The sequence below is a fragment of the Paenimyroides ummariense genome, from assembly GCF_900115115.1.
Lineage (GTDB): Bacteria > Bacteroidota > Bacteroidia > Flavobacteriales > Flavobacteriaceae > Flavobacterium > Flavobacterium ummariense.
This window is the reverse complement of record NZ_FOVI01000039.1, coordinates 1-17357: the sequence shown is the minus strand read 5'-3', so window position 1 is coordinate 17357 and position 17357 is coordinate 1. Positions and strand designations below refer to the sequence as shown.

Sequence of the window (17357 nt, the reverse complement as noted above, 5' to 3'; positions counted from 1 at the left end):
AATGCTGTAAGAAACAAAATCATACACAGAATATATGCAGTTGTTAAAAATAAATCTGTGTATGAAAATTGTTTGGTAGTGTCATAGAAATCGAAGTGACGGTTCAGCATAACATACTGTATATTTTATTTGGGTTTGGTTAGGTTTGTTGAGATGTCTCGACTACGCTCGACATGACAAAAAGCAGAATAACTCCAACAGTGTTTTAAACACTGTTGGAGTTTGCTTTAGGCTTATAGCTTAAAGCTAAAAATTTACTTTTTAATAACTTTTACCGTAGCTGTGCTGCCTTGGGTAGTGGTAACTTTAACAAAATACACACCATTGTTTGCGTTTTGCAGGTTTAACTGGTTACTGCTGCCAAACATACCTTTTTGTATTTCACGCCCGTTTATATCGTAAACCACATAGTTAAACAAGGTTTCCTGTGTTTCTATGTTTATAATACCCGTTGTTGGGTTAGGATACACGTTTACGTTTAGCTTGTTAAACTTGTCGGTGCTTACTGGTGTACCACATACACTTGCCGCCAGTTTGGCTACAAAGAAATCGTTGCCGCCACTGGAAACCAACTGGTTCACATTCGCATTGTTTGTAAACAAAACAGCCTGAAAGGCACCACCGGTTACATAATTACCATCGTTATCAACAGCTACGGCGGTTGTAAAACCAGTATAATCTGAAGGCGACTCTATGGTGTGCATACCCACCGCGTTACCGGTTTGTGTATCAAAACGCATTAAGGAAGGGTTCGGTGCATGAAATTGGGAAGGATTTTGTATAAAATTATCCCATATAAAATACCCTGTATTGGCACCAAAGGCTATTTCGTTACCCCTTACAGCAAGCCCTTTATCGTGCCGTGAACCTGGTGTAGTAAAGTTTGCCGCATAAGCTGTTGGCGTTTTTGCCCATTGTACCGAAACTTCGTTATTAGTGTTATAGCTAAACTTTATTAACGTAGGTATATTCCAATAAATACCCGGGATAAAGATATAAGGAGTAACCTGTGTATCAGAAGGGTCGTAAACTTTTACAGGTAACGGATTTTGAGCATAGGTACGAAAAGTACCTGCCACATACACGTCAGAATTAGCACCTATATGCAAAGAAGTAATTCTATTTTCCGAAGTATGCGTAAATATTGGATTTTGATCAGTATATATCTCGCGGCGCCATGCTTCGCTGCCTTCAATACCCGCAGTACTGTTAAAACCGTTAAATGCCAGTATAAACGAACGTTCTACAAATGCATCACCACCATAGCTAAGAGGTGTAGGTAGGGCTGAAATATTTCCGGCTTGCATTCCTGCCAGATAATAAATGTTTGAATTTTCGTCATAAGCAAAACGCATTTTACCTTCTTGTTCCAGTTGCCCGGTCATAGGTAAAAGTAAAACATCATCAAATTGTTGGGTCGCCGTATTAAACTTTACCAAATAATATTGGTAAGTATAGTTGGTAAACGTAGAAGGTACAGTTACCAAGCCGTCTAGGTGTGTACCGTTAGCAAATCCAACAATAAAATGTAGTTTATTTTGGCTGTCCATTACAATATCGTGTATATATGCCTCCCAATTAGCCTGGGTAACACTACCTTGTAATGCTTTTTTCCATTCAAAATTACCATTATTGTCATATTTTAGGATATAAGTGCGTTTATAAGCTTCTGGGTTAGCAGGGTATGGTGTAACATCGTCTGCACTATTTTGACTAAAATGAAGAGAGTACGTACTACCACCTCTTACATTAGCGCCTACATATACATTATTATTGTTGTCTAATGCTAAATTAAAAGCTCTGTCATTACTATGCCCTCCGATAGCCTGGCTCCATCTTATTTGACCGTCGCAGTCAGTGGAAAATATAAAAACATCGTTACCGCCCAATGAACTGTTATAAGCCGTAACCGGCTGCCCGTTTAACTGGGTAAGATTCAACCCTTTCATTGTGGCTATAAAGTAGTAGTTGCCGTCGCTGCCTATTTTAACATCATAGATCTGCTCTGATAAATCGTTCATACCTATAGATGACGATTCATTACCGTTAGGGCTGCCCCCGCTTATTGCCCAGTCCCAGTCGTATTGTTGTCCTGCGGCTGGTATTGAGAATAGAGAATAGAGAATAGAGAATAGAAGGATTAGAAAATTGGATGTCGACTTCTCGATACACTGCGTTACTCGAAGTGACGATTGGGGATGACAAATTGTTTTATGTAATTTATTTTGCATAGCTATATATTTTGTTGCACTTCGACAGGCTCAGTGACCGTTAATTTTTGAGTTCGTTATTTGGTTTTGAATCGTTGAATTGTTTTAAGCATCTTTTAAACTACTACGGAGTGACAAAAAGATGTATTTTATTTGGTTTTGGTTTGTTTGTTGAGATCCCTCATTACATCGGGATGACAAGAATGTTATAAAAATAATAAAAACGGCGTTAAAAACATAACACTTTTAACGCCGTTAAGGTAAAATGACTATTTTTTAATTAATTTTTGTTGTGCTATACGTTTGCCATCGGCTGCCAGGTTTACCATATAGGTGCCAGGTGCCAGGTTACTAACATTTAACGTTACTTCGCCCTGCTTGCCGCTTACTGTGCGTTTTACGCGCTGCACGCCGGTAACATCATACAAAGTAATGCTTTGTGCGTTTTGGTACTCGGTACCAAGCTTATAGTTTACTGCTGTGGTTTCGTACGCCGGGTTAGGCGACAGTACCAATTGCGGTTCTACCACAACTGCTGCAGCTTTAGGATAGTATTGATTTGGGAAACGGAAATCCCAAACATCCATACAATCTGCTGTTTGTAATATCAAACCGTCTGGCACGCCCGGTGTAAAGCTGCTGTTAGGATAAAAATACAAAGGATTAACTAGATTTCCGCCTGGATTTAGTGTTACAGTAGCTGGCGAATAAGTACCGTACCCGTTAAGACTACTTATATTTACAGTGATAGGGGTTGTATACGGGTTAGTTATGAAAACCGACAATTCATAAATACCTCCCGGTATAGCCTTTATACTGCGTATACCACCGCTGAATTTGCAAGGTTTTACTCCGCAATCTTTACCAGCAGTAATGTGTGGGGTTTTACTGCTAAAGGTACAACCCATTTGGGAAACGTTTAGCTGGTAATAACCTGCCATGGTAATAGTCTGGTTAGGTATATAGGTGTTGCTGCCGCTTTGCGAGGTTGCACCGTTTATCGTCCACTCATACCCTTCATAAATACCCAACGGCCCTAACAGGTATTCGCCGTTATTTAAACACATAGTGTAACAACCACTTGGTACCACCCACAACGCGCGTTCAGGGTTGTGCGGTGCCTGTATGTAGCCCGTTGCCGTACAGCCGGTTGGTGCGGTATAGGTTACACTGTACGCCCCGCCCTGGGTTACGTAAATGGTTTGCCCTATCATACCGTTGCTCCAGTTATAGGTACCTGCTGCCGGGCCACTTGCCGTAAGGCGCAGAGTGTAAGGCTGGCAATCATGTATATTGTAGCTTATTACAGGAGCTGCCACCTGTGGGTGTGCCACTACGGTTACCGTAAAGCTGTTGGTACAGCCCGTATCAGTTACATAACGTGTTTCAAAGCTGAAATCGTAACTGCCCGGTGTTAAACCGTTCAGGTCTAAGGTAAGGTTGGTGTTGCCCGCAACCCAGCTGCCCATGGTACCGGCTATTGGTGTGCCGTTCAATGCCCAGCGGTGTTCTATGCCGGTATCGGTAAATATACCGGTAAGGGTGGTGTTTTCGCCGTAGCATACGCTGGTACTGCCGCTAATACTTGCAAACGGCGGCTTGCGCAGTTTGTAGCTACGTGCATGTGCTGCCATAATATAACTTTTACAGTTAGTATTTGCATCAATCAACACCGGCCAGTAGCTGCCGCTTTGTGTTGGTAAATAGCTTAAGCCCGTGCCTACCTGTACGTTGTCGCGCATCCAGATAATGTCACCCGGTGTTTGCGGTCCTGAATAGGTTAACGGCACTGCACTGCCCTCGCAGAAATCGGCAGGGTCTGGTAAAATATCACCTACCGTAAAGTTGGCTACGTTAATAGTTACCGTTTTTGCTGGCGAAGTAAACGTACAACCGTACTGGTTGGTTACTTCCAGGAAAATATCTTGAGATCCTGAAGCATTTTCAGCAAAGCTTATTTCAGTATCTACACTGCTTGCCACATAAGAAGTAAAATTAAATCTCCATCTGTAGCTGTACCCCGGCAACATGGTGCTGACTGGCAGCCTTAAGGTAACAGGGTCGTTGGCACAATAGGTGTTACCATTTGGTATGGTAAAGTTAAGTGCCGGTGGACCGTCAATCACGATGGTTTCTTCTATTTCGCAATCAGGTATCGGCGTGCCGTTAGTAGTGGTTTGCCCCGTAGACAAACGCAGCTTGTACGTATAAGTACCCGGTGCCATACCCGTTAAGGTTACCTGTTGCACGTTTGTACCTATTACGCTGCCACCGTATAAATACTGTAACGTTACCAGGTCTGGGTTTATGTTAAACATTTTACTGTTGTTCATTAACTTAATGGTGTAAAGGTTGTTGCCATCGCAGGTAACGCTGTAACGCAGTATTGGCTCGTAGTGTTTGCGCACCTCAACAATTTGCGTAAACGTATCGGGGCAGCCGTTATAACGTACTTTAAGACGTATTTTGTATATACCTACTTTGGTAATATTAACATTAGCTGTTGAAATTGTATTGCCTGGATCAACAACTGCGCCGGGAGTTGCTGATTCCCATCCAAAATAAGCTATATTAGTTAATGCTGTGTTGTATGCTGCATCAATTTTAACGTTGTCGCAATCTAACCAATTATAAGTTAAAGTTGGTGTAGGGTTAAATCCTAACGAGCAACCGCTACCCGGACCGCCCGGATCTACCGTGCTACAATCCTGATACAAATAAATTTTGTTTGAGGTAATCCAACAATCATTTACATCTTTAACCATAACATAATATTCACCTGTTCCTTGGAAATAACCATTTATATTTGTTAAGGTTAATTCCGGTGTGTTAGGTATTCCCGCTACAGGAATTGGACTGCCATTATAATACCATATAAAATTAGATGATGAAGTGATACCTGTTGAAAAGGTAGCTTCTAACATTCTGGTGTAGGTATTAGCAGGACATATAACATTACTGCCATTGTTAAATAATTCAACTGTATTTAATGGTAAAACAGTTACTTGTTGGTGGGCTACAATAGTAGTGGTACAACCATTAGGGTTTACCCACTTAACCGTTAAATTACCCGTAACAGAACCCGAGCTGCTTGGTACAAAATTTTGCGGAACCGTGTATGAACCATTACCTGCAAAGGCAGTAGAATACATGTTTGTATCGTTGTAATAAAACTCTAACGTTCCGCCGCTAATACCCGCAGGGGTAAATGTAAGCGGTACATTAAATGGTTCTGTAGGGCAAATAGTACCTATAGTGCCAATATCTATTGTAAGGTTATCTAACAAATTAATGGTAAACGGATACGAAAACCCCGTATTACATTTAATAACTTTTAGTATTAAAGTACCGCTTAACGTAGTGCTTGCCTCGTTAAGACCAATGGTTACCACACCATCATTAGCACCACTGATGATGTTACCAAAGTTAGACGGCTGTAGCTCCCATTGTATAAGATCCACATCAACGCCGCCCGTATTTGCCGTAAAAGTATAAATACTGCTTGGGCAAAACATACTTAAACCACTATTGTTTATAATAGTTGGGGTTACCACAATTTGGCTTACATCAAAATAAACCGGATCCGATTCGCAGGTTACGCCGTTTTTCACGATCTGTTTTACTACCTGAATAGTTGCCGTAGGGCTTGCAAAGGTAAAATCGGCCTGCGTACCTGCATTGCTGCCTACCACAGCACCTGTTCCCGAAGAGACACTCCACACGTAAATAGCGCCCGGTTCGTTTTCGCTTATCTCATAAGTATAAGGTACGTTTAAACATACGTTTGGCGGACCGCTAATGGTGCCTGTAAGTACCGGTTTTGCAATAACATCTACCACCACAGGATCGCTAATACAGCCGTTGTTGTTTGCCGTTACCACGTAAACACCGCCGGTATTAAAAGTATACGAAGTACCTGGTCCAAAAGCAGTGTGTACCCCGGTACCACCTAAGCTTATTTCCCAGCTTACCGGCATTCCGTTATGCGATGAGAAATTTCTAGTTTCGCCCGTACAAACCGTTAATGGTTCATCGGTAACTATTTCTACATTCTCTACTACTTTAAACTGCATTTTAGCTTCTCCACCACATTTTCCTCCATCTATAAGGGTGTTACGGTAACGTACACTTAAAGTATAAGTACCAGGAGTCATACCATCGATTACAATTTCGTTACGTTGATCGGTAAGTACCAGCATCGGGTGGTATTCGTTACCATCAATCGCCCATATAAAATCAGTTGTTGGCCATTGAGGTAAGGTAAAACGTCCTTGTTTGCCTTCACAAAATACATCAGGACCTTTGATTTTAGCCTGTTTTAATATTACCGGTATTTTAACCGTGTTCCAAAACGGGCATGAACACCTTGAAAGGTAACTTACATAGCCAAAACCGTCAGCAGGATCTACCTGATTCCAAACTACTTCAATCGATGTACCGTTATTAGCGACAATATCACCTCCAATTACTTTCCAATCACCACCACAACCATCGTTTACACTGTACCTCTGGCGACTGTTTTCACATACTACGCTGGCGCATTCAATCGGTACCACTTTTTCTTTAGTTATACGTATTTGCATCTTAAAGACATCACTGCAATTACAGCTGTTTGTGACAGTTAGAAAAACAGTATACACACCTGGATTAGTATAGGCATGAGAAGGTTCGAAGGTGTTGGAATATGTTCCGTCTCCAAAATCCCATAGATAGCTAACAATAGCAGATCCATTGTTTTCGGTAGATAGGTTATCAAAAGAAATAACAGTATCTACACAAAACTCTCTTTGTTTTGGATCTACCCCATCTATTAAGAAACGTGCTATCGGCTTAGCTATTTTCTCTACACAAACGCTTAATACTTCTACTGAATTATTTATATAAGTAACAGTTAAGGTTAAGTTACCATTACCGCTGCTGCCCCATTGAACAGCTGCGTTGTTATTGGTACTTCCTGGTTGTACCGTACCACCGGTTGCCTGCCAGTTTACGTGCTGTATATTGTTAGCCGTAAAAGTATAATGTACTACGCTTTCTTCGCAAAAGCGAATGCACTTACCTTCTTGAATGTTTTCGAGTAAATCTACATAAGTAGTCTGGTTACCACGCTCGCCTTTGTCGTCATACTCAATACAACCTACTTCCTGATCCCAGGTAAGTACGGGGTTGTTTGCGGTTTGTGCCTTTATCCCTAAAGACAACAGGAACATCAGAATGATGCCCAACGCCCGAATGGGCGGATTTGTAGTTTTTGTCATTTTTTGAATGTTTTTAATTAAAAAAATGGTTGTCTGGGTGCTACCGATACCTAAACCGATAGTTTAAAGGTTATTAATTACTTTTTATGTTTTTTTGCAGATACGCTACTTTCTTTTTGTATAAGAAAGAATTATTATCAATGTATGTATACCTTACGTTTTAATTACCTACGTTTCAAGTAGCAGCCGCTAAGAGATAAAACTGAGTGTTAGTATAAAAAAGCCACACGTGTTAAACTAACAACGCACGTGCGGCAGGGATAATCAACATAGGTGTTTAAAAATACTATCCTATTTATGGATAGCATTCTTTATATCTTTTGTTTTTTTAATATCCTGTAATCTTTCTTCCAGAACTTTAACGGTATCTTCCAATACAGCAATCATTTTTTTTATAACGATCTCATCATAGAATATTGCTCTGCTGAAAACATCCCCGTTTGTTGGGGGAGTTTTAGTACAGGAATCTCGTAACTCACTTATTACAGCGTTATTTATAACCCTGTATTTTTCTTTAACGACAAACAGACTATTAACCGGCATATTACTCAGATAAAATTCAAATTCAGTAGACGGACAATATTAATTACTTAGAATTATGTACTAAGACAGATATCATTGTTTTAAAATACCCACACACAGGATTTCCATATGCGTGGGATGGGCAAATTAGGTGATTATCTTCTTCTTTTCATATAAGTTATTGCTGCGTGATTTGGACCAAAGCCACATTAAACACTGCATTCGCGCTGCTCTTTGTAAAACCTCTTACAGCAGCGACAATTCTTTTCTTTGTCCAACTATCATCTTCAATCGGATCATTGTAAGTATCACTAATATAAATAACAATAAACTGCAGTTGTAATTTTTCAGTAGATGTTAGGTTTAAATCTGCCTGTATTGTATTGGCAAGAACTATATAATCTATACTTTGCGACCCGATAAGAGTATCCAAATATGATCTCATTTGCAGTGACACGTTCAAAGCTGTGTAGGAGTCTTCATAATCAGTTAAAAAGAAAGCGGCTTCGGTTGCTGTTGGTAAAGAAAAGCCCACAGGCTTTAAGGAAGTGAATAAGGGAACATACAGAGAAGCAGAATCCAATAATACTATTTTTTGCGAAAGTGTTGTGTCACGATCATCAAAATAGGTTGCATAACCAGTAGTAAGCTGCTGCGTTATAAATGCCAAATCGGTTCGTGCAGGTTTACCCTGAACCGAAGTACCTGACGTTTCAGATGAATGTATGAAAGTATTTGGGGCTTGCTCATAATCTCCGGCATCACATGCCATTAAAATAAACAGAAATACCAAAGAGCAAATGAATGTAGTTTTTTTCATAATAGTTTTGATTTTAAAAAGAATATATTGAGATAAGTAATTTCTGCAATGGAAGTAAACCAAATTTATACAGTTGATTTGGTCTTAGCAAAAAGTTGTTGTGTAGTTTGATCAAACTGCGACAGTCTAAATTCACAAACGATTATTTTACAGCATATTATAATTATAAAAAAAACAGTACCTTTAAAAAAAATACATTTATCTGAAAATTGATGCGCAAAATTTACTTGCTTTTTTACCTTTTTACCTGTGTTGCAACTGCCTTAGGACAATCACAAAAACAAGATAGATCTGCAGATTCTTTTTTAAACAATCTGTTAGAAAATGTGAATTCCGTATCTAAGACAGACACCATTTTATATAAAAGTACTCTAAACAATTACCTAGAAAATGCAAAGAAGTCACACCAGGTAACTCATATTTTTAATGCGTACCGCTTTTATGCCCTCTATGAAAGTGACCCAAAAGTCATGCACCTTTACACTGACAGCCTTACCCAGTATGCACAAAAGACAAAAAAAACATTAAACATTATAAAGGCCTACCAAGCACGTTCTACCGTTTACTATATAGAAAAAAACTACAAAAAAACATTAGAATACGAGCTTGCAGCCCTACAGTTGATTGACAGAGACAATCAAGCATACGAATATCATAAAACACTCTACAGCATAGGCCTTACCCACTTTTATCTTCAGCAGTATCATGAGGCGTCTGATTATTTTGGTATGGCTCGGATTTATTTTGAAAGTATAGACGATTACAACCATTTGCGTGGATACATGAATTCTATACTTTATGAAGGATTAACCGCAAGTTACCTTGGCAACTATGATTACAGTAACCAACTGCTTAAAACAGCCAATGAAAGGCTTTCAAAAATTAAAGCAGACGGTCGCGCCTTGGAAAAGGCCTATTTAGATTATGTTTACGGTCTTAACCTGTACCATTTAAAAAACAACAAAGAAAGTATAAAAGTTCTTAAAGGCACCTTAGAAGAAATAACTAAAAATGAAGATTACGCCAACGAGCACAACGTATATTACTATTTAGGGCTTAATTACCATGTATTAGATCAAAAAGAAGAAGCGATTGATTATTTTAACCGAATTGACCGTGTTTTTAAAACTAAGAAATACATTAACCTTGAAATTAAGAACGCTTACAATTATCTGATAACCTATTATAAAGAACTAAAAAACGAAGAAAAAGAATTATACTATACCAATCAATTTTTAAATGCAACTATATTTCTACAAAACGAATACAAGCACTTAAGTACTGTCCTACACAAACAACTGGACATAAAACATTTGGAGGCAGAAAGAAAACGGTTGGAAAATTCTTTACGACTGAAAGATCTTTGGTTAGAAATGGCTTTTGCCGGAGGCGGTATTATAGTTATTGTTTTTACAGTACTTTTAGTACAAAACTACCGAAAAAAGAAGGAATATTTGAAACGGTATAACGAGCTTGCCGCTTTAAGAAAGAACACCACTATTGAAGAAAAAGCAGCCGCAGTAATATCAGCAAACACCATATCTCTTTCTATTGCTAACACTACAGAAGAAGACGAACTAGAAGAAACAGTAACTGTCTCTCCTGATGAAGATAAAGCAGTTAGTAAAAAGACAGAAAAAGGCTTTAACGCGGCGAGTATTAAAACTTTAGATGAAATCTTAACACATTTAGATCATTTTGAAAATAATCTGGATTTTTTAAATTCAGATATCAGTTTAAACCAGCTTGCCACACTTTGGAACACCAACCGAAGTTACCTTTCTACCCTTATCAACAAATATAAAGGGAAAGGTTTTACGGACTATGTAAACCAGTTACGAATTGAATATCTACTTAAAAATTTGGAAGAAGATCCCAACTGGAAAAAGTATAAGATAGCCTATTTGGCAGAGCTACTAGGTTTTTCAAGCAGCCGGAGTTTTTCCAATGCTTTTTTAAAAGCTACAGGAATATCTCCTTCTTTTTATATTCAAAAGCTACAGAGCGAAGATGAAAAAGATTAATCATAACGTTTAACAAACCAAATAATTGCATCGTACCAAGTACTTATTAATTTATACTTTTTCGTTCCCATATTTCAAATTTCAGTAATTACTAAGCAGTTATTGCGTATTCAGTAATTCTTACTTAACGCAATGGTTTTGCTTTCATTAAAATAGAATCAAGCCGATTACGTTATATCTTTATTCAAGATTAAATTGTACATCTCATCGTAAAAAATCAGTATCTATGAAAACAATAAAGATTACAGGTATTTTTGCTGCTGTATTCCTTCTTCTAGCAGTTATGTGCAGATTTACCGTAACAAAACTACAATTAGACGGCTATACCGGTCTGTTGTTCCGCATACTGTTATACACTGATGATACCGTTTACGCCAGAGATTATACCGATAAAAACTTTCTGGCATTAAAGAGAGGAATGACAAAACAACAAGTTATATGGTTGCTTGGCAGACCATTTGCTGAGTTTAATAGAACCGGCAACGCCATATCAATGCAGTATTCCAAATCACAAAACGATACGCATTACCGTGCACGGACGATCCGTTTACAGAATGATAAGGTTATTGACATTATTTCGTACTATTACGTAGATTAGTGACCACTTACTAACGAGTATGCTAAAGCAAATCTGCCAAAGCGGCAATACCTTCTTCCAGATCCTTTTCAGAAAGGGAACCATATCCAAGGCGGATACCGTTTACCGTTTCTTTAAAACTGTAATTTTCGGGTGTTGTAATTTCAATTCCTTTTTCCTGCATTTTCATGCGAAGTTTAGACCAGTCGGTTTTCTTATTGGGAACAATCCAGAATGCGAGTCCGCCATCGGGTACTGTGAACGATGCTTTACCCTGCATATACTTTTGCAGTAAAGCAGCCGTGTTATCCCTTTTGTTTTTATAATGTGCCGTTGCTTTTTTAATATGTCGTTTTATGGTACCATCCTTTATCAGCTGCAGTACCGCCTGTTCCATAATACTGTCGCCCTGCACATCGATCATCTTGCGCAGTTCGCCCACTTTAGCTATGAGCGAATCGCAGGTACATGCCAGATAGCCGATGCGCAATGCCGGAGCCACCACCTTACTCATGGTACCTATGTACACATAATTCTGTAATTCGCAAAAGCTGGACAACGGTAATATAGGGCGGTATCCGAAATGAAACTCGTTATCGTAATCATCTTCAATAATTGTAAAACCATATTGGTTGGACAGCCTGATCAACTGCAGGCGTCGTTGAAGACTCAGTGTAACCGTGGTTGGATACTGGCGGTGCGGGGTCACATAGAGCGCCTTTATCTTTTTGCCCGATTCCAGATATGCCGCCACCTCGTCAACAACCAGACCTTCGGCATCCACATTCACAGGCAGCAGTGTAGCCCCTGCTTTTTCAAAAGCTTTCCACGCAGGTTTATAACCCGGATTTTCGACCATAACACAATCACCGGCCGTGAAAAGACACTGTGCCATGAGGTACATCGCCATCTGGCTGCCCCGTGTAATACAGATATGTTCTTCGTTGACCTGCATACCGCGCTGGTAATTCAGCATCTGCACGATGATTTTTCGGAATTCGGGATCGCCCAATTCATTTCCGTAACCCATCAACTGCCACCTGCCCTTCTGTCCGAACAACTGTCGGTACGCCCTTGCCAGCTCATTAATAGGTGCAATCTTACTGTCGGGATGGCCGTCATCAAACCGCAATCGAACAGCAGCACTGGCTTTATCTTTTACAACATCCGGTTTTCCGTTTAAACTTCGCTCTGCAAGCACAGGAGAAGTATCAGCCACGAAAGTCCCCTGCCGTTCCTTAGACACCAGCCAGCCTTCAATAACCAGCACACCCAAGGCTTCGACCACCGTATTGCGGTTCACCTTCAGCAGCTGTGCCATGCTTCTGCTGCCAGGCAATGCTTCGCCTGGTTTCAACCTGCCCGAGCGGATGTCACCTATTATCGCATCGGCAATCTGCAGGTACAATGACTTATCGGATTGAGGATCCAACACTATTTCCAATTTCCAAGCTCTCAACATCTGGACTAGGTATTTTTATTAAAACTGCATCATTATAACCATCCAAAGGTACGGTACTTTTGTATTGCAATTATGCATCAACCCTTAAAATATTTTTTTATGTTATCATCAGACAAACAAACAGGAGCTACAGAACATCAGGTTTCAGAAGAAAGCAAATCTTTCAGTTCCAAAGACTTTCACCAAACATTTGCCAGACCTGTTTACGTAAAACCATCGCACCTTATCCATAAAAATGTGGAAAATGCCGGTGTACACAACCAGTTTTCAACAGAACGAAAACATCCTGTTTTCTTTGTAGACCTGCCCAGCAAAAACGTAAGTATGACCATTGGCGGTCTGTTACCCAACCAGCTAACCAACCGACACCGACATACGTATGAAACCGTACTGTATGTGATTGAAGGCAGCGGTTGGACCGAAGTTGAAGACGAACGCGTTTACTGGGAAGCCGGAGACGCCGTTTACATACCATCATGGGCATGGCACAGACATCAGAATTTAAGTGACAGCTTACCAGCCAAATATCTTGCCTGCGAGAACGCACCACAACTTCAAAACCTTGGCGTAGCATTGCGCGAAGAAGAAGGAAGAGACCTTTAATCCGCATTTAATTATTCACTTCAATACACAGAAACTATGAAGAACGTACCATTTAAAGGCATCATCGCCTATCCCATTACTCCATTCGATCCACAGGAAAAAGTAGACCTGCCGCTGTTCAAACAACAAGTAGAGCGACTGGTATCATCGGGCGTACACGGCATCGCACCACTGGGAAGCACGGGGGTGCTGCCCTACCTTACCGACGAAGAAAAAGAAGCAGTGACCGAAGCCTCCATACAACAAACAGCAGGCAGGATTCCTACTTTGGTAGGTGTATCAAACCTTACTACCGACAAAACCGTATACCATGCCCAATTTGCAGAGAAAGCAGGTGCCAACGCGGTAATGATCATTCCGATGAGCTACTGGAAGCTGACCGACGATGAAATTGTACAGCATTACGACAAAGTAGCATCGAGCATTTCCATCCCTATCATGGCCTACAACAATCCCGCAACCGGAGGCGTAGATATGTCGCCAGCCCTATTGAAACGACTTCTGGAAATACCCAACGTAACCATGATCAAGGAAAGCACCGGCGATGTACAGCGCATGCATTATTTGCGAAATGAGCTGGGAGAAGATGTTGCTTTCTACAACGGATCCAACCCTTTGGCACTTGCTGCGTTTGCTGCCGGAGCCACCGGCTGGTGTACGGCGGCTGCCAACCTGATCCCCGAACTGAACATTGCACTATACAATGCCGTACAGCAGAATGATCTGAACAAGGCACGGGATCTTTTCTACCAACAGACCGAACTTTTGCAGTTTATCGTAGCCAAAGGGCTACCCAGAGCCATAAAAGCCGGCTTGAACCTATTGGGCCAAAACGGAGGACATTTAAGAAGTCCGCTAAAACCTCTGACTGCTGAAGAAACCGCTACGTTGGAATCGATCCTCATCAAACTGAAAAGGCAATAACGTTTTAAAATAAATAAGAACTGGACCATCGCTTTATCTCGATTCTGTACCATCCAGAAAATTCATACAACCCTTAATTTTGACCATGCAACAATGCATAAACAACCTAAACCCACAATCATGAAAAAAGCCATTTTTTATCACGCAGGCTGTCCGGTATGCGTAAGCGCAGAAACCGATCTTTTAAACCTTATACCTTCAAACGAAGTTGAAGTAGTTCATTTAGGCAGCGAACCACAAAAAGTAAAAGATGCAGAACAGGCAGGCGTACAATCGGTACCCGCACTGGTACTTGCAAACGGCAACGTACTGCACATTAATTTCGGGGCTTCGATAGAAGACCTTAAGTAACATTAAAAAGCCCGACGCATCAGTTTCGGGCTTTGCCTTACAATTACAAACTAAAAACATTTACACCATGAATTACAGCATTAAGAAAGCACAATTGGAAGATCTGGACGAAGCCGCCGCACTATTCAACCTTTACCGCGTATTTTACAGACAGGAACCCGATCTGGTTAAAGCAACAGCATTTTTAAGAGCACGTTTCCTTAACAACGAATCGGACATCTTTCTTGTGATAGCAGAGGGAAAAGCCGTAGGTTTTGTACAGCTGTACAAACTTTATCACTACACCAAACTACAAAAACAGTGGCTGCTTAGCGACCTGTTCGTACATCCCGACTACAGAGGTAAAGGATTCTCGGTAGCATTAATCAATCGCAGCAAACAGTGGTGTGAAGAAACCGATGCGTGCGGACTGTTACTGGAAACCGAGAAAACCAACGTTATAGGAAACCAGCTTTATCTCCGTTGCGGATTTGAGCAAGACGAGCTGCACAATTATTATAACTGGTGGATTAAATAGTTTATTTGTATTCTACAAACTTGTTTTAAAACCAGTAATAAAAATATTTATACATTACTTTTTAGGACAAACTGGGGAAAAAATTACCATAAAATTTTCATAATTTATTTCAATAAAAACAGTTTTAAAACAAATAATTGCGCTAAAGCCAAACATAACAGTGACTTAAGCATTAAATTTTAAATATAATTCAAAACGGCATTATGGTTGCACTTAACATTATGCTTTGAAATAGAATTTACACCACTGTTTTGGTGAAAACGCCCGATATTAACTTGTCGGGCGTTTTATAAAACTTATTTAACAACAATAAGATGTTTAGCAATAAAAATATACTTTGTCTGGATCTGGAAATAGGCAACAGCATTACAGCTGCAGAACAGTTCAACATAAATATTGTATCGGCCAACCTTGCCGATTTTAATTTCCGATTTGGCAGCGAAATCGTCCTACACTACAGTTCCAACACCGGCGAGTTTGAACCAATGGATGCCGACGACCTTTTAGCCTGGTGGTTTTGTGACGGTATTAAAGAATTACTGGCACTTGCAAACTCTAAAGCAAACCACAGCAAAGAGTATATAGACCGATATATTTCTAACCGTAAAAATGAAGTAGGACATCTGAAAATTTCATCAACATTTGGATCGTACTGCAAGCGTTACCACAATTATTCGCCACTTGGTTTTTTGAGTTATGACAATGAGGAGTACGTTAAAAAGCAAATGAACAGTTTGCTTGTATAAGGTAAATATAGCCGTAATGCATTAGAGCATTCCCGCAGATGCACAGATTTTTATAGGAATTGCCAAGCTAAACATAAAAGTTATGAAACTTATTAAATGCAACGCATGCAAGATCCGTAAAAATTTAATTGTTAATGCACGACAATATAACTATAAAATATATTTCGGAGGCTGAAGGAAACCTTCAAAATTAAAAAGAGTTGTTTTATTTTAAATAAAAGTTGTTTAGTTGATTAAAAGGAGGTTGTTTTGGAACGACCTCTTTTTTTTAGTTAGCAGCAGCTGCAGTTCTTTGTATTAATTTTTGACGCCTACAAATTCAACTCCTACCAGATAGGATCCGTTTATAGCTTTATCGGTTTCCAATGATGCTTCAAAATACGTTTGCGATTCATTATTTGGTTTCACTATATGCTGATAAGAATTTACAGTACCATACTCATTGACTGTAAACCTTATATATCCTTTTATCTGTTTAGGTGACGAATTTTTTACATGGGCGCCGAAGTAGTTTACATATTTGCCATGCTCATTCGGTATATCCGGATAATCGGAAAATACTTCTGTTAAGGTGATACCATTAAGGTATATATTATCGCTGTCATCACATGATAATAATCCGGCTATTAGAAAAAAGGTTATGTATTTTTTCATTTTAAAAGATATTCAATAAAATTAACATTTTTTATGAATTATGAAAAGAAAATATTGATTTGTGGTTTACGTTTTAAAAACCTTGTAGATTTATGTTTTTAATTTGAGTTTAAAATCATCATTCTGGTTTAACCCTTAAACATTTCGTTTTTCAATTTCTACTGTTCATTTTTACATCCAAGAATTATTTTACGGCTTGGAAGCTGTGAATCTTCGATTTGTCTTGACACAAAAACGAACCAAAAATTACTCACCGATTTTATTTTATTTTTGTGTTCGTGAATCTTCGAGCTAAAAAATTATAATTCTACCAACAAATACAAGTGCTCTTGATTTCAAGACTCCATAAAAAAGCCTACTCTTCTAATTTTTACACTAAACAAAATAATATTATTCATTCTTTAATATTTTATAATAATGTATTCATGAATCTTCGATTTCGCTTCGCTCAAACAGGCATTTTGTTCTTAACGTGTAAAAATATTCATCGCTTTACGGCTTTTTTATAATGTCTGTTTTTAGATTCTCGAGAATACAAAAGCCCGCTCGCAATCAAAATTCATTAGTTCAATGCGCGCTGTCATGCTGCACTTTCGATAACTATGGTTTTTCAAAATAAAAAATGTTAAAATTCTCACTGTTTTTTTTACGAATAATTTAATAATTTTACGTTGGAACAAACAAATAAG

General features: G+C 39.3%; 13 protein-coding genes. 7 read left to right on the top strand and 6 right to left on the bottom strand.

Annotated elements, in window-relative coordinates; genetic code table 11:
- Window positions 1-254: 254 nt before the first annotated feature.
- The 4 genes from BM253_RS16075 to BM253_RS16060 all read right to left on the bottom strand — a co-directional run bounded on the left by BM253_RS16075 (window position 255) and on the right by BM253_RS16060 (window position 8810).
- Window positions 255-2231, bottom strand: a complete 1977-nt coding sequence (locus BM253_RS16075) for a T9SS type A sorting domain-containing protein (RefSeq protein WP_091526337.1) — start codon at window positions 2229-2231, stop codon at window positions 255-257.
- Between the two features lie 248 nt (window positions 2232-2479).
- Window positions 2480-7468, bottom strand: coding sequence for a PKD domain-containing protein (locus BM253_RS16070; RefSeq protein ID WP_091526335.1), 4989 nt, complete (start codon window positions 7466-7468; stop codon window positions 2480-2482).
- A gap of 291 nt (window positions 7469-7759) precedes the next feature.
- A complete protein-coding gene (locus BM253_RS16065; RefSeq protein WP_091526333.1) occupies window positions 7760-8011 on the bottom strand; it encodes a hypothetical protein in 252 nt (83 codons plus the stop codon).
- A gap of 157 nt (window positions 8012-8168) precedes the next feature.
- Entirely contained in the window at window positions 8169-8810 is a 642-nt protein-coding gene (locus tag BM253_RS16060) for a hypothetical protein (RefSeq protein WP_143095692.1), read from the bottom strand.
- A 212-nt stretch (window positions 8811-9022) separates the two neighbouring features.
- Between BM253_RS16060 and BM253_RS16055 the strand changes: the two genes are divergently transcribed.
- A complete protein-coding gene (locus tag BM253_RS16055) occupies window positions 9023-10834 on the top strand; it encodes a helix-turn-helix domain-containing protein (RefSeq protein ID WP_091526329.1) in 1812 nt (603 codons plus the stop codon).
- 226 nt (window positions 10835-11060) lie between these two features.
- Window positions 11061-11432: a hypothetical protein gene (locus BM253_RS16050; protein WP_143095691.1), complete on the top strand. Its 372-nt coding sequence runs from the start codon at window positions 11061-11063 to the stop codon at window positions 11430-11432.
- Window positions 11433-11454: 22 nt separating this feature from the next.
- Here BM253_RS16050 and pdxR read toward each other — a convergent pair whose 3' ends face one another.
- Window positions 11455-12873, bottom strand: coding sequence for a MocR-like pyridoxine biosynthesis transcription factor PdxR (pdxR, locus tag BM253_RS16045; RefSeq protein ID WP_091526325.1), 1419 nt, complete (start codon window positions 12871-12873; stop codon window positions 11455-11457).
- 99 nt (window positions 12874-12972) lie between these two features.
- Here pdxR and BM253_RS16040 point away from each other — a divergent pair, with 99 nt between their 5' ends.
- The 5 genes from BM253_RS16040 (at window position 12973) to BM253_RS16020 (ending at window position 16014) form a co-directional block, all read left to right on the top strand.
- Entirely contained in the window at window positions 12973-13476 is a 504-nt protein-coding gene (locus BM253_RS16040) for a cupin domain-containing protein (RefSeq protein ID WP_091526340.1), read from the top strand.
- Window positions 13477-13512: 36 nt separating this feature from the next.
- Window positions 13513-14400: a dihydrodipicolinate synthase family protein gene (locus tag BM253_RS16035; RefSeq protein ID WP_091526323.1), complete on the top strand. Its 888-nt coding sequence runs from the start codon at window positions 13513-13515 to the stop codon at window positions 14398-14400.
- Between the two features lie 120 nt (window positions 14401-14520).
- Window positions 14521-14751 (top strand): thioredoxin family protein, encoded by a 231-nt coding sequence (locus BM253_RS16030; protein ID WP_091526338.1) that lies wholly within the window; start codon window positions 14521-14523, stop codon window positions 14749-14751.
- A 67-nt stretch (window positions 14752-14818) separates the two neighbouring features.
- Window positions 14819-15268 carry a GNAT family N-acetyltransferase gene (locus BM253_RS16025; protein ID WP_091526321.1) on the top strand — a complete coding sequence of 150 codons (450 nt, stop codon included), beginning with the start codon at window positions 14819-14821 and terminating at the stop codon, window positions 15266-15268.
- A gap of 314 nt (window positions 15269-15582) precedes the next feature.
- Window positions 15583-16014: a hypothetical protein gene (locus BM253_RS16020; protein ID WP_091526319.1), complete on the top strand. Its 432-nt coding sequence runs from the start codon at window positions 15583-15585 to the stop codon at window positions 16012-16014.
- Window positions 16015-16311: 297 nt separating this feature from the next.
- Here the strand turns inward: BM253_RS16020 and BM253_RS16015 are convergent, their stop codons facing one another.
- A complete protein-coding gene (locus BM253_RS16015; protein ID WP_091526317.1) occupies window positions 16312-16668 on the bottom strand; it encodes a hypothetical protein in 357 nt (118 codons plus the stop codon).
- Window positions 16669-17357: the final 689 nt, after the last annotated feature.